The following is a 13,923-nucleotide window of genomic DNA, read 5'->3' as shown; positions in this document are numbered from 1 at the left end:
GGATGGCAGGCGCCGCGCAAGGTGGCGTCCTGCAGAAGATCGTGGGTGTACAGTTTCTAACGGGACCGTTTTGGATGCCCGGTTAGTTTTAGCTTCAGCCCACAAAACAAGGCACATGGCTCGCAGGCCATGCAGCGCCGATGAAAAGCCCGGCACAGCTCTCTGCCGATCCTCGGTGGAAGGGCCGGAGCTTAAAGGAGGACCGATGCTTAAGAAGATGATTCCCGTGGTTGCCGTTCTGGGATTGCTCGCATCCTGCGGCGATGACAGCAGTAGCGGTAAATCCGGTGGCAGCACCGGCACCACTGCACCGAGTTCCAGCAGCGGCACCAGCACCACCCCGGCAACGCCGCCGTCTTCGACCAATAGCAGCCCGACGCCGCAGTCCGGTACGGGCGGTGGCACCGGCACCCAGTCTACGCCGGGGACCACGGGTGGAACGACAGGTACGCCGTAAGCCCTCATGGTCTGACGACGCATTGTTGAAAGGCGCGAATCCTTCAAGGGTTCGCGCCTTTCAAGCATGACGCGCCAGACGGAGAGTGTTCGGCATGCTTTCACAGAGCCACGGGTATCACAGTACGATCCGAACGGAGTGAACGAGGACGAAGAAGATAATGCTGCAGAAAACGCTGGCCTTGTCATGCGGAAATTGGCGCTATCTAATGGCGTCATGTGAAGCAAAAGTTTGGATCGTTTCCCGCAAACGCGGAAACACTCCGATATCCTCGGATTTGAGAAAGTTCTGAATATCATCAATCCTTCAATGGCTTAGGATAGCGGGACATGGAGTGCGGGGGCTGTCGAGGGCCTTTTGCATCAATTCGTGACTGTTCTTGATCTTGTTTTGGAAACCATACGTGTCTGCCCTTTTCGACTTTGTGCGCTCATCGTTGATTTTGAAGATTTCACTGGTGAGCTTTCTCTGCATCCATCTGCCATTGATCGTGGCGGGCCTGCATATCCTGTCGGGCGGCACCAGCGACGGCGAAACCATGCTGTTGCTGCTTCTGGCCGCAACCCTTGCCGGCACTTTGGCCTGCCTGGGACTGCTCTGGTGGTTCATCCGTCCGCTGCGGGATCTGGCGCTTGCCATCGATGCCTATCGCCAGGAGGGTGTCGTACTGCCGCCGCCAGCGCTGTCGCGGGATGAAATCGGCCTGGTCTGGCAAGCCACTGCCGCCATGACGGAAGAACTCGACCTCTCCTTGAAGCGATTGCGGCAACTGGCCGATAGCGACCCGCTGACCGGTCTTGCAAACCGGCGCGCGCTGTTCGAGGGCGGGGCTCATGATGCCGAGCGCGCCTTGAAGCGTGGCGATCTGTTAAGCCTCATCCTCTTCGACCTCGATCATTTCAAATCGATCAATGACGATTACGGCCATGAGGTTGGCGATCAGGTGCTTCTGGCCACCGCCCGCACGATTACCGCCAATGTCCGGCCCTTTGACATGGCGGCGCGGATCGGGGGCGAGGAATTTTGCATCGCCTTGCCGCGAACGAGCCCGGATCAGGCAAGCGCCATTGCCGAACGCCTGCGGGTGAAGCTGAGGGGCCTTGAAATTCCTCCGCTCGACCAGGGGCGAATCACTGCAAGCTTCGGCGTTGCGCATAGTCTGGGGCGGCGCACGGGGCTGAAGGATTTGCTCGTCGAGGCGGATGAGGCGCTTTACGCCGCCAAGAATGCTGGCAGGGACAGGGTCATATGCCTTGCATCCAACGTGAAGGATGAAGGTTGAACGCCGATGTCACGGTAAGATTTCAGGAAAGTGGTGCCCCTTGCCGGAATCGAACCAGCACTCCTTTCGGAACCTGATTTTGAGTCAGGCGCGTCTACCAATTCCGCCAAAGGGGCCCTTAAGGATGTGCCCGGACTATACGGAGACGGGGCCTCTGGTCAACCCGATTTTTTCACTCTGATGCCGTCATGGCCTGCCGAACGAGGGTGCTTCCGTGTTTCATTAAAACACGGAAGCACCCTCGTTCACTGTTTTTGCGCATTTCCGCACCGAAAACCGCTGCACACTTGTCCTGGAAGTTCTCTAGCTTTCCTCTTTTGGAAGCTTTGACAAAACCGGCATTGCCTTCCCGCATGGCTTTTCGCATAAAGGCTCACCGCAGTGCAGCATGGGCTTTGGCATGCTGCGGCTTTTCGGTGACGACAGGAAGGAGAGAGAATGCTGCGCCGTCTTTATGACTGGACCATGTCGCTGGCCGCCCGCAAATCGGCGGAGGTCTGGCTTGGTGTCATCTCCTTCGTGGAAAGCTCGATTTTTCTTGTGCCCGCCGATGTGCTCTTCCTGCCCATGGCGCTGGCGCGGCCAGACCGGGCCTGGCGCTATGCGCTGCTGGCCACCGTTACCTCGGTTCTTGGGGGCGTCGCCGGCTGGTTCCTCGGCTATTATGCCTATGAAAGCATTGCCCGGCCCATTCTGGAATTCTACGGCAAGGCGGAAGCCTTCGACCAGTTGCGGCTGTCGGTGGACTACGAGACGGTGGTGCTGCTGCTGATCACCTCAGGCCTTGCCCATCTGCCGCCGATCAAGGTGGTGACGATCCTGTCCGGTGTGGCGCATGTCAATCTCTGGCTGTTTATCGTGTCGGCCATCGTGGCCCGTGGCGGACGTTTCTTCCTGCTGGCCTGGCTGCTGCGCCGCTATGGCGAGCCGATCCGTCACTTTATCGAGAAGAGGCTGGGCCAGATCGCGGCGGCAGGTGCCATCCTGCTGATCCTGTTGTATATCGCCTACCGGCTTCTCGCCCATTGAGAAGCTTGTCGGGAGTTTATATCATGTCCACGCCTTCGCTTTCCCGTCCCGTTCTGCCGCTCGCCGCCATGACCCTTGGCATGGCAGTGGTGGTCGGCTCGGCGCTCGCCTTCGAATATCTGGGCGGCTATATCCCTTGCGAGCTTTGCCTGCTGGAGCGCAAACCCTTCTATATCGGCGCTGCCATCGGCCTCGTGGCGCTGTTGGCCGCACCGAAGCTGCCGCCGAAGGTGCTGAAGCTTGTGCTGATGCTGCTCGGGCTCATCATGCTGGTCAGCATGGGGCTAGGCGTCTATCACGCCGGAGTGGAATGGAAGTTCTGGGAGGGACCCTCGGCCTGTTCGGCCACCGCAGGTGCGGGCTTCACCGGTACGGGCAATATTCTCGAACAACTCAACACCATTCATGGCCCCTCCTGCACGGATGCAGCACTGAGGGTGCTTGGCATTTCCTTCGCCGGATGGAATGCAATCGTTTCGCTCTTCCTGGCCGGCTTTGCCTTTTTCTCCGCCAAACGCCTGCCTTGATCCCGTGAGAGCCACGGCCCGAAAATCGGTTCCCGCTCTTTGGGGTCAAAAATCCTACAGCGCCGTGCGTTTTATCAAACGCACAAAGGACGCTGTAGCACTTTAAAGCTGCTGCATAATTTTCACCTTAAATCGATTCCGATTTAAGGAATTATGCAGTAGAGCAGTTCAGTGTCTCGCGGAAACACTGAACTGCTCTAACTCTCTGTTTTTACGCATTTCCGGACGGAAAACCGGATTCCACTTTTCCTGAAAATGCTTTAGGGTCAAAACTCAATCAGGATGGGTGTTCTGTTGAACGGGATGGGATTGAATGGCCGCGAACAAGCGCAAGGCAAGGCCCTGAGGCCTTGTCGAGCATTGTTCGCAATCAGTCGGCCCATCCCGTTCAACCCTTCGGGCAAGGCGTATTTTGCGCCTGCGGGCGTCGGAAAGGTTTGAAAATGATCGGCATTTCCTGCACCTTTCCTCCTACTCAGACACAAAATACGCCTTGCAGAACACCCATCCTGATTGAGTTTTGACCCTAGAGCATGTCGCGCAAAAGTGTGCAGCGGTTTTGCGATAACGACATGCGTTAAAACAAGAACATAAAGCACGTTGCATGAGGCTGATAAGCCGCAACGTGCTTTAGGGCTGCAGTTCCGAATCCCAGTAGAGATAGTCCACCCAGCTTTCATGCAGATAGTTGGGCGGGAAGAGGCGGCCGTTGTTGTGGAGATCCTGAACGGTCGGGCGGTAGGGTTTCTGCGCCGGGAACATGGCCGCTTCCCGGGGAAGCTTCGAGCCCTTGCGCAGATTGCAGGGCGAGCAGGCGGCCACGACATTCTCCCAGGTGGTTTCCCCGCCATGGGCCCGGGGGATGACATGATCGAAGGTCAGATCATCGCGGGAGCCGCAATACTGGCATTCGAACTTGTCGCGAAGAAAAACGTTGAAGCGGGTGAAGGCGGGGTTTCGCGTCGGCTGCACATAGGTCTTGAGGCTGACGACGCTGGGCAACCTCATGGAGAAACTGGGTGAACACACCGAATAATCATATTCGGCAATGATGTTGACCCGGTCAAGAAACACCGCCTTGATCGTGTCCTGCCAGGACCATAACGACAAGGGATAATAACTCAGTGGCCTGTAATCAGCGTTCAGGACGAGCGCCGGCAAGGACTGTGGTGAGACTGCAATCGTCAAGGCATTCTCCTGATCGATTCGGCATCTGCTTACCTATATTAGGCCTGCTGTTACAGGATTGTGAAGCCCCCCTCGGAATAGCCCCAGGTCACTTTTGTCGAAGCCATTATACACTGGTTGTTGGGGCTGCATCCCGATGGGTCAGGCTGGCATAATAGGCCCAGAACAGCCGGGCCGCCACCGATCGCCAGGGCTGCCAGGCGCGTGCTTCTGCCGCCGTTTTGCGGATATCGGGGCGCTCCTCGAAGCCAAGCCCCTGACCAAGTGCGATCCTCAGTGCGACATCGCCTGCCGGGAAGATGTCGGGGTGGCCGCCGCAGAACATCAGATAGACTTCCGAGGTCCAGAGCCCGATGCCGCGAATGCGGCAAAGGGTCGCGATGGCTTCCTCCGCTGGCAGGGTCAGCACGCCGAGCGGATCGAGGCTGCCGTCGATGATCGCCTCGCAGAGAGCTGTCAGGCACTGGTACTTGGCGCGGGACAGGCCGCAGGCCAGTGCCTCCTCGCCAAGGCCGAGATAGGTTTCGGGCGTGGGCGTTCCCATGGCGGCGGCAAGCCTGCTCCAGATGGCCGTGGCGCTGGCGCGCGAGACCATTTGCGAAACGATGATGTAGGCCAGCCCGCCGAAGCCGGGCTCAGCAAGCCTGAGCGGCAGCGGCCCGGCCCCGGCGGCAATGGCTTCCAGCCGTGGATCGCTGGCCAAAAGCGCCGAAAGCCCGCGCTCGATATCCGCTTCTGATTGAATGGGCTGCACGCTGGCGCTCTTTTCCTGATCGTTGAAATCGGGCAGGAAGAAAGCATGACCGCGCCGCCCCGTCAAAACCCCTGCTTTCGCTTTGCTCCCAGTCCCAACGGCTTTTTGCATCTGGGTCATGCGCTTTCGGCTCTTTTGAATGCCGAGCGGGCCAAGGCCTGCGGTGGCCGTTTCCTGCTGCGTATCGAGGATATCGATCCGGGGCGCTCGACGCCTGAGTTCGAAGCGGCCATTTACGAGGATCTGGCGTGGCTGGGGCTCAGTTGGGAGATGCCCGTTCGCCGCCAGTCCGAGCATATTGATAGCTATCGGGATGCGCTGGCGCGTCTGCAGGCGATGGGTCTCGTCTATCCGGCCTTTCTCAGCCGCAGCGACATCAAGGCGGAAGCGCAGGCTTTTGAGGCGCAAGGCGGCAGATGGCCGCGCGATCCCGATGGTGCTTTGCATTACCCGCTGCAGGAGCGCGGTCTCGATCCGGCGGAGGCGGCAAGGCGGATCAAGGCCGGGGCACGTCACGCCCTGCGTCTGAACATGGCGCGGGCTCTCTCACGGATAGATGCCCCGTTGTTGTGGACAGAAACCGGCAGCGGCAATGTTGAACGGATTGCCGCCGATCCCGCCGCCTGGGGCGATGTCATTCTCTGGCGCTGGGATGCGCCCTCCAGCTACCATCTCTCCGTGGTGGTGGACGATGCGCTGCAGGGCATAACCGAGGTGGTGCGCGGGCGCGATCTTTACCATGCCACCTCGGTACAGCGCCTGCTGCAGGCGCTTCTCGGCATCGCGCCGCCCGTCTATCATCATCACCGGCTGGTGCTGGGGGCGGATGGCCGCAAGCTCTCGAAAAGCGAGGGGTCGGCAGGCATCAGGCAGTTGCGGGCAGAAGGGCGGTCACCGGCCGATCTCCGCCGCATCCTCGGATTTGTCGCGTGACAGACCCCGGCGCGCCCGGGGCACGCCCTGGAATTTCATCAGCGCCGCATTGAACTCCGCGCCGATAATGAACAGCACGCCGAGCATGTACAGAAACACCAGCACCACCATGATGGAGGCGAGGCCCGCATAGGTGGCGGCGTAATTGGCGAAGGTGGAAAGATAGGCCGCAAAGGCAAGCGCCCCAAGGATCCACAGCAGCAGCGTCAGGCAGATGCCGGGCAGCACGTCGATCAGCCGTCTTTTCCCGGCGGGTAGCCACAGATGCGAAATGGTCAGCCCCACCGCCAGCATGATGAGCGTGCCGAGCACGCCCCAGTTGGAGATGATCGAGAGCGCTTCCTTCAGGAGCGGGAATTTCTGCTCGGCAAAGCGCAGGGCAATCGGCACCGCAATCAGCAGAACGCTGATCATGGCGAAGGCCAGAACCCCCATGAGCACGAAGCCCATGCTGATCAGCCGGGTCAAATACCAGGGCCGGGTTTCGGTGACGCGATAGGCGCGGTTCAGCGAGGCGCGCAGCGCTTCCACCCCGTTGGAGGCGAAATAGGCCGCCGCCAGCACGGAAATGGTCAGCAGGCCGCCACGCGGGATGGTCAGCACCTGGATCACCTGTTCGGAGATCGGCTTGGCGATATCCTCCGGCCAGGTATCGAAGATGAAATGAATGGCGGTGTCGGCAAAGGAACTTGCGCCGAGAAATCCCGCCAGCGCCGTACCGAAGATCAGAAAGGGAAAGACCGCAAGCAGCGTGGACAGCGCCACATGGCTGGCCATGGCCCAGCCGTCATCCTCGGTGAAATGCCAGATCGCGTCCCAGGCCACCTTGTATAGTCTGCCAAGATAATCCCGCATTTCATCTCCACTTACCTTCCTGTTCCACAAGGAATATGGGAAAGACCAGATTGTTTGAAAGAGCGTGGCAGCGGGAGCGGGTAAAAAATGCAGGATCGAGAGTTTTCCCAGGAAAAGGGGAAAGTGGTTTTCCCTCCGGAAACACAAAAAAACACTCAAAAATCCATCATCGTCACCGGCTGTTCCTCCGGCATCGGCGCTTATTGTGCGCGGGCGCTGAAGGCGGAAGGCTGGCGGGTTTTCGCCACGGTACGCAATCCTGACGATCTTGCTGCTCTGGAACAGGACGGGCTGGAAGCGCTGGTGATGGATTACCGGGATGACGCCAGTATTGCCGCGCTGGTAGAGACCGTTTTGGAGCGCACCGGCGGCAGGCTGGATGCGCTGTTCAACAACGGCGCCTATGGTCAGGCCGGTGCCGTGGAAGACTTGCCGACTGCGGCGCTGCGCGAGCAGTTCGAAACCAATCTCTTCGGCTGGCACGATCTGACACGGCGCGTGGTGCCGGTGATGCGGGCGCAAGGGGCGGGCCGTATCGTGCAATGCTCCTCCATTCTCGGGCTTCTGCCCTATCGCTGGCGCGGGGCCTACACGGCTTCGAAATATGCGCTGGAGGGCCTGTCTCTGACGCTGCGCATGGAACTGGAGGGCAGCGGCGTCTTCGTCAGCCTCATCGAGCCCGGTCCGATCGCCAGCCGCTTTACCGCCAATGCGTTGACGATGATCAAGCGCCATATCGATCTTGAAAATTCTGTCCATGCCGAGGATTACCGCAAGCAACTGGCCCGGCTGGAGGGCACAGGCAAGCCGAACCGGCACAAGCTTGGCCCGGATGCCGTGCATAAAGTGCTGCAACACGCCTTGACCGCACCGCGCCCCCGCCCACATTATCTGGTCACCACACCGGCAAAGCAGGGGGCAATTCTGAAGCGGCTTTTGCCGGCAGACCTTTTTTACCGGATCATGCGATCACTCGATTAGGACTGGATTTTTCATGTCCACCGTAACCACTGTTCTTGCCGTCATCGTCATGGGCCTCGTGGCTCTTGTGCTCGTGCGCGGCCTGATCAACATGATGCGGGCGGGCGACGCCAACCGCTCCAACAAGCTCATGCAGGCGCGCGTGCTGTTGCAGGCTATCGCCGTCTTGCTGATCATGCTGACGCTGTGGATCACCGGCGGCGGTCGCTGAGCCAATTTCTGGATAGTCTCTTCCCATGGTCAAACTGAACAAGATTTATACCCGTACCGGCGATGACGGCACGACGGCGCTCGTCTGCGGCCCGCGCCGCTACAAGCACGACCTGCGCGTGGAAGCCTATGGCACCATCGACGAGGCCAATAGCGCCATTGGCATGGCGCGTCTCTATACGGAGGGGCTGGAGCCGGTGGATGACATGCTGCTGCGCATCCAGAACGATCTTTTCGATCTGGGATCGGATCTGGCCACCCCGGAGACGGGGGCGGCGCTCTCCTGGGAGCCGCTTCGCATCGTCCAGTCGCAGGTGGACAGGCTGGAGCAGGAAATCGACAGTCTCAACATGCATCTCGAACCGCTGAAATCCTTCGTGCTGCCCGGTGGAACACCGGCGGCGGCGCATCTGCATCTCGCGCGCACCATCATTCGCCGCGCCGAGCGGATCATGGTCGACCTCATGCAGGTGGATGGGGAAACAGTCAGCGCTCCGGCGCTGAAATATGCCAATCGGCTTTCCGATTTCCTGTTTGTCGCCGCCCGCTACCTCAATGATGTCGGCAGGGCCGACGTGCTCTGGGTGCCGGGCAAGAACCGCTGATGCGGGTAAATATTGACGTGAACGTAAAAGTTATCTAGACAGGGATCACTCTCAGGAGGAGTGAGCTCAAGATTGTATTTGTGGGAAAAATGCGTATCGATGTCGCCAACCGACCATCGCGCCGCAGAGATTTACCGCATTTTGCACCGCGACTGAAGCAAGGAAGGACCCCATGAAGATCGTAGTGCCCGTGAAGCGGGTTGTTGACTATAACGTCAAGATCCGCGTGAAGCCGGACGGCACCGGCGTCGAGCTTGCCAATGTGAAGATGTCGATGAACCCCTTCGACGAAATCGCCGTGGAAGAGGCGCTGCGCCTGAAGGAAGCGGGCAAGGCGGAAGAGGTGATCGTGGTCTCGATCGGCCCGGCCAAGGCCGAAGAGACGCTGCGCACCGGGCTTGCCATGGGAGCTGATCGCGCCGTGCTGGTGGAAACCGACGATGTGGTGGAACCGCTGGCCGTGGCCAAACTGCTGAAGGCGATCGTTGAAGCTGAAGCTCCGGGTCTGGTGATCGCGGGCAAGCAGGCCATCGATGACGACAGCAACCAGACGGCCCAGATGCTGGCCGCCCTTCTCGGCTGGAGCCAGGCAACCTTTGCCTCGAAGATCGAGCTCGGCGACGGTTCCGCCAACGTCACCCGCGAAGTGGATGGTGGTCTCCAGACCATTGCCGTCAAGCTTCCGGCCGTGGTGAGCGCTGACCTGCGCCTGAACGAACCGCGCTATGCTTCGCTGCCGAACATCATGAAGGCCAAGAAGAAGCCGCTGGACAAGAAGTCGCCCGCCGATCTCGGCGTGGATATCGCGCCGCGTCTCAAGGTTCTGAAGACCGAAGAGCCCGGTGGCCGCAAGGCCGGTATCAAGGTCAAGACGGTTGCCGAGCTGGTTGAGAAGCTCAAGACCGAAGCTGGCGTCCTCTAACCAGCGGAACAGGGAGTTTCAAAATGGCTATTCTTCTTCTCGCTGAACACGATAACGCGTCGGTTTCCGACCAGACCGCCAAGGCGCTGACGGCAGCCACTGAGATCGGTGGCGATGTGCATGTGCTGGTGGCCGGGTCCGGCGCCCAGGCTGCTGCCGATGCCGCCGCAAAGCTTGCCGGTGTTTCCAAGGTGCTGCTGGCCGATGGCGCCGACTACGCCCACAGCCTGGCAGAGCCGCTGGCGGCCCTGATCGTGTCGCTGGCCGGTGCCTATGACGTGATCATCGCGCCTGCCACCACGGTTGGCAAGAATGTGGCTCCGCGTGTTGCCGCCCTTCTCGATGTCATGCAGGTTTCGGAAATCATCGAGGTCGTCTCTGCCGATACCTTCAAGCGTCCGATCTATGCCGGCAATGCCATTCAGACGGTGCAGTCCACCGATGCCAAGAAGGTCATCACCGTGCGCACGGCCTCCTTCGCCGCTGCGGGCGAGGGTGGTTCGGCAGCGGTGGAAGCCGTTGCGGCTGTGGCCAATCCGGGTCTTTCCAGCCACGTATCGGATGCGCTGTCGGCGTCCGAGCGTCCGGAACTGACCTCGGCCAAGATCATCGTATCGGGTGGCCGTGCCGTTGGTTCCTCGGACAAGTTCAAGGAAGTGATCCTGCCGCTGGCCGACAAGCTGGGGGCTGCGGTGGGTGCCTCGCGCGCTGCCGTCGATGCCGGTTATGCACCGAACGACTGGCAGGTTGGCCAGACCGGCAAGGTGGTTGCCCCGGAACTCTACATTGCCTGCGGCATTTCCGGCGCTATCCAGCATCTGGCGGGCATGAAGGATTCCAAGGTCATCGTCGCCATCAACAAGGATGAGGAAGCGCCGATCTTCCAGGTTGCCGATTACGGTCTCGTTGCGGATATCTTCGAAGCCCTGCCGGAGCTTGAAAAGGCGCTCTGATCGGCCATCGTTACGGAAATCAAAAAGCCGCGCTTCCGGGCGCGGCTTTTTTGTTGGTTTTGCGTTACCTTCCGGCTTAGGGTCAAAACTCAATCAGGATGGGTATTCTGTTGAACGGGATGGGATTGAATGGCCGCGAACAAGCGCAAGGCAAGGCCCTGAGGCCTTGTCGAGCATTGTTCGCAATCAGTCGGCCCATCCCGCTCAACCCTTCGGGCAAGGCGTATTTTGCGCCTGCGGGCGTCGGAAAGGTTTGAAAATGATCGGCATTTCCTGCACCTTTCCTCCTACTCAGACACAAAATACGCCTTGCAGAACACCCATCCTGATTGAGTTTTGACCCTAGAGGACGTCCGGTAAACACGGGTTCACCGGATGTCCTCTAAGCTTTTGTTTTTACGCATTTCCGGACGGAAAACCGTGACTACACTTTTCTCGGGACATTGCTCTAGAACTCTTCCCAATTCGCCTCGGCCTGCGCCGATCCATTGCTCGACTTCTGGAAGCCGGTGGTCAGCTTGTCCATCAGCGCTCGGGCGGGCGAGGTTCTCGGGCGATTGGTCTCGCTGGCGGGCTTGACGAAGGGCGAGCGCTTTTTCACCGGCTGGGCGCCATTGGGCGCCATCGGGGCCGGGTTCGAGACGGGAGCAACCGGCGGGGTGAGGGACGCTGCCTGCTGTGCATCCAGACGGAACTGCGCCACCAGGGCCGAAAGGGCCTCGGCATCCTTGGAAAGCCGTGCCATGTCGGAATTGGTGCGTTCCGCCATCTGCGAGTTCTGCTGGGTAACCTCTTCCATCTGCCGGATGGCGGTGGAAATTTCGCGCACGCTCTCGGATTGCTCCCCGGCAGCTTCGGCGATGGAACTGATCTCCTCGTTGATGTCGGCCACCTTGGTGGCGATGTCGCCCAGGGCCGAACCGGTATTGCGCACCAGGCTGACGCCGGTTTTGACGGCTTCTCCGGATTTGCTGATCAGATCCTTGATTTCCTTTGCAGCCTTGGCGGAACGCTGCGCCAGCTCGCGCACCTCTTGCGCCACCACGGCAAAACCCTTGCCTGCCTCACCGGCGCGGGCGGCCTCGACACCGGCATTCAGCGCCAGAAGGTTGGTCTGGAAGGCGATCTCGTCGATCACATTGATGATCTGCGAGATTGCCGCAGAGGCTTCCTCGATCCGGCCCATGGCATCCACGGCCGAACCGACGATCTCACCGGATTTTTCGGTGGAGAGCTTGGCATCGGCCACCATGCGGCGGGCATTGGCAGCCCGTTCCGTCGAGGCGCGGATCGCTTCCATGATCTGGCTGATCACGGCGGAGGTTTCCTCGATCGAGGCTGCCTGCTGTTCCGAGCGGCGCGAGAGGTCATGGGTGGCCGCACCCATGTTGGAGGCGGTGCCGTTGATCGAGGCGGCGTTGCCGGCGAGCGTCTGCACCGTGCCCGCCAGACGGCGGATCGAATCGTTGAAGTCGGTGCGCAGCCGGTCTAGCCCTTCCATGAAAGGCGTGTCGATGGTGGTGGTCAGGTCACCGGCGGCCAGGCGCTGGAGCCCTGCGCCCAGAATGTCGACGGCCTGCTGCAGACGGGCTGTTTCCTCGTTGCGGGCGGCTTCGCGGGCCTGACGTTCGATTTCGGTTGCCTTGCGGTCATGCTCCGCCTCCTGCTGGAGACGATTTTTCTCGATGGCCGCATCGCGGAAGACGGCCACGGAGCGGACCATGTCGCCGATTTCGTCCTTGCGGCTTTCACCCTTGAAGGTCACGGCGGTATCACCACCGGCCAGCCGCATCATCTGCTCCACCAGATCGCGGATCGGGCTGGTGAGGCTGCGGGAGAACAGGATGGCGCCGGTGAGGGCGATGATCAGCAGACCGAGCGCGATCAGCATCACGGTGTTGCGCAACTGGCCGATGCTGGCGAGGGCTTCCCGCTCATCCATCAAGGCGACCACGGCAAAGGTATGACCGGCAAAGGAGAGCGGCACGGCAGCGGCATAGCTTTCCATGTCGCGGTAGCCTTCCATCTGCCCGGAGGCCTTGTCGCCCTTGAGCGCTGCCGCCACGATGGGTGTGTCGATCTTGCGGCTCAGCGTGTCGTTGTCCGGCGTCAGCGCCGATTCGGTGACCATACGGCTTGCGGAATCGAGAAGAACGGTTTCCCCCGTCTGTCCCAGACCGGTGCGATTGGCGAACATGGCGCTCAGCCGGTCTGCCGGAATGGCCACCACCAGCACGCCCTGCTTCAGGTCGCCCATGAAGAGCGGCGTTGCCAGATAGGCCACGACCTGCTTGGTCAGCTGTGATGTGGTGAAATCCGACAGGGCATAGGCCATCTTGTCGTCGCTCTTGGCCACCTGGTTGTAGACGGCGGCAATCGGCCCGTCTTTCAGGGCGGGATCGGCAAGGTTTGCGGCATATTCGCCGTTTTTCTGCACGGTGTAGAGAATGTTGCCCTTGGGGTCGATCAGGAAGATATCGGAATAGCCATATTGCTGGAGCGCGGTGCGCATCAGCGGATGGAATTTCGTATGGTTGCTGTCATAGGTGTCGACGCGCGCCGTATCCATCATCAGGCGCTGCCCGGCGGGGTTGGGATTGTTGGTGATATAGCGGTCGACCAGCGTTTCCTTGGGCGTCTGGCCGAGATAGCGCCAGTCGCCCTTGAATTTGTAAAGAGCCTCGCCGGTGGTGGAAATGCTCGCAAAGGCGCGCAGATTGGTAATGACATTCTCGAAATAAAGCTGGGCCTCGTTGCGCCGTCCATCGGCGGTGGCCTCGAGCTTCTGCATCACTTCCTGCCTGACCAGCGCCGAGCTTTGCAGCAAGGCGGCCCAACTGGCCGCTGCCACTGAAAGGATCGTCACCGCACAAACGAAAAGCGGCAATTTCCGCGCAATCCGCATTCCTGTTCTCCCTCGAACGTCCAGTCCCTGCCGGTTTCGTTTGGAAAGGCCGGGTCAATGATGCTTTGCTGCCGTATGCCCGGGAAACTGGCCCTTCCTGTCCCTGGCAGACGTCAGTCTTCGGCCCTTGAGCACAGCGCTGTCACGTCTGTTTGCGACCCAGTCGTTCCATCCCGTCATCCCGCCGGAATGGGTTTGAAAGGATCAAGCTCCGACAGCCCTCCTCCGTCAGGTCGACCGAATTGCGCCCACGATAATCCAAGGGTTTTAAGATATGGCTAAACAGGTCCAAGGCTTTCGTCCTGTTCCTTCACGCGGGGGC

At 60.2% G+C, this 13,923-nt stretch carries 14 protein-coding genes and 1 tRNA gene; 10 read left to right on the top strand and 5 right to left on the bottom strand.

Features of this window, described 5'->3' with window-relative positions:
* Positions 1–205: 205 nt before the first annotated feature.
* The gene (locus QO005_RS14285) at positions 206–457 is read left to right on the top strand and encodes a hypothetical protein (protein ID WP_307158727.1); all 252 of its coding nucleotides are present in this window, start codon (positions 206–208) and stop codon (positions 455–457) included.
* Positions 458–860: 403 nt separating this feature from the next.
* On the top strand, positions 861–1,739 hold the full coding sequence (locus QO005_RS14280) for a GGDEF domain-containing protein (RefSeq protein WP_307158726.1): 879 nt from the start codon (positions 861–863) through the stop codon (positions 1,737–1,739).
* A 31-nt stretch (positions 1,740–1,770) separates the two neighbouring features.
* Here the strand turns inward: QO005_RS14280 and QO005_RS14275 are convergent.
* Positions 1,771–1,855, bottom strand: a tRNA-Leu gene (locus QO005_RS14275).
* A gap of 322 nt (positions 1,856–2,177) precedes the next feature.
* Here QO005_RS14275 and QO005_RS14270 point away from each other — a divergent pair.
* Together QO005_RS14270 and QO005_RS14265 are read left to right on the top strand one after the other, a co-directional pair.
* Positions 2,178–2,768 (top strand): YqaA family protein, encoded by a 591-nt coding sequence (locus QO005_RS14270; RefSeq protein WP_307158725.1) that lies wholly within the window; start codon positions 2,178–2,180, stop codon positions 2,766–2,768.
* A gap of 23 nt (positions 2,769–2,791) precedes the next feature.
* Positions 2,792–3,295 carry a disulfide bond formation protein B gene (locus tag QO005_RS14265; protein WP_307158724.1) on the top strand — a complete coding sequence of 168 codons (504 nt, stop codon included), beginning with the start codon at positions 2,792–2,794 and terminating at the stop codon, positions 3,293–3,295.
* A gap of 630 nt (positions 3,296–3,925) precedes the next feature.
* Here the strand turns inward: QO005_RS14265 and QO005_RS14260 are convergent.
* Positions 3,926–4,483 (bottom strand): HNH endonuclease, encoded by a 558-nt coding sequence (locus tag QO005_RS14260; protein ID WP_307158723.1) that lies wholly within the window; start codon positions 4,481–4,483, stop codon positions 3,926–3,928.
* Between the two features lie 106 nt (positions 4,484–4,589).
* Positions 4,590–5,237, bottom strand: coding sequence for a DNA-3-methyladenine glycosylase family protein (locus QO005_RS14255; RefSeq protein ID WP_307158722.1), 648 nt, complete (start codon positions 5,235–5,237; stop codon positions 4,590–4,592).
* 45 nt (positions 5,238–5,282) lie between these two features.
* On the opposite strand from QO005_RS14255, the gene gluQRS reads away from it, so the two are divergent.
* On the top strand, positions 5,283–6,170 hold the full coding sequence (gene gluQRS, locus QO005_RS14250) for a tRNA glutamyl-Q(34) synthetase GluQRS (protein WP_307158721.1): 888 nt from the start codon (positions 5,283–5,285) through the stop codon (positions 6,168–6,170).
* Here the strand turns inward: gluQRS and QO005_RS14245 are convergent.
* Positions 6,129–7,025, bottom strand: a complete 897-nt coding sequence (locus QO005_RS14245) for a YihY/virulence factor BrkB family protein (protein WP_307158720.1) — start codon at positions 7,023–7,025, stop codon at positions 6,129–6,131. The two genes, gluQRS and QO005_RS14245, sit on opposite strands and share 42 nt — an antisense overlap.
* A gap of 123 nt (positions 7,026–7,148) precedes the next feature.
* Here QO005_RS14245 and QO005_RS14240 point away from each other — a divergent pair, with 123 nt between their 5' ends.
* From QO005_RS14240 to QO005_RS14220, 5 genes are all read left to right on the top strand, one after another.
* A complete protein-coding gene (locus tag QO005_RS14240; RefSeq protein ID WP_307158719.1) occupies positions 7,149–8,006 on the top strand; it encodes an SDR family oxidoreductase in 858 nt (285 codons plus the stop codon).
* Between the two features lie 13 nt (positions 8,007–8,019).
* On the top strand, positions 8,020–8,217 hold the full coding sequence (locus tag QO005_RS14235; protein WP_307158718.1) for a twin transmembrane helix small protein: 198 nt from the start codon (positions 8,020–8,022) through the stop codon (positions 8,215–8,217).
* Between the two features lie 25 nt (positions 8,218–8,242).
* On the top strand, positions 8,243–8,821 hold the full coding sequence (locus QO005_RS14230) for a cob(I)yrinic acid a,c-diamide adenosyltransferase (protein WP_307158717.1): 579 nt from the start codon (positions 8,243–8,245) through the stop codon (positions 8,819–8,821).
* A 172-nt stretch (positions 8,822–8,993) separates the two neighbouring features.
* Positions 8,994–9,743: an electron transfer flavoprotein subunit beta/FixA family protein gene (locus tag QO005_RS14225; RefSeq protein WP_307158716.1), complete on the top strand. Its 750-nt coding sequence runs from the start codon at positions 8,994–8,996 to the stop codon at positions 9,741–9,743.
* A gap of 23 nt (positions 9,744–9,766) precedes the next feature.
* Positions 9,767–10,696 carry an electron transfer flavoprotein subunit alpha/FixB family protein gene (locus QO005_RS14220; protein ID WP_307158715.1) on the top strand — a complete coding sequence of 310 codons (930 nt, stop codon included), beginning with the start codon at positions 9,767–9,769 and terminating at the stop codon, positions 10,694–10,696.
* Between the two features lie 448 nt (positions 10,697–11,144).
* Here the strand turns inward: QO005_RS14220 and QO005_RS14215 are convergent, their stop codons facing one another.
* The gene (locus tag QO005_RS14215; RefSeq protein WP_307158714.1) at positions 11,145–13,601 is read right to left on the bottom strand and encodes a methyl-accepting chemotaxis protein; all 2,457 of its coding nucleotides are present in this window, start codon (positions 13,599–13,601) and stop codon (positions 11,145–11,147) included.
* Between the last annotated feature and the right edge of the window lie 322 nt (positions 13,602–13,923).

The sequence above is a fragment of the Allorhizobium paknamense genome (assembly GCF_030815125.1).
Lineage (GTDB): Bacteria > Pseudomonadota > Alphaproteobacteria > Rhizobiales > Rhizobiaceae > Allorhizobium > Allorhizobium paknamense.
The sequence above is the reverse complement of the archived record's forward strand: the minus strand, read 5'-3'. Positions and strand labels throughout refer to the sequence as shown.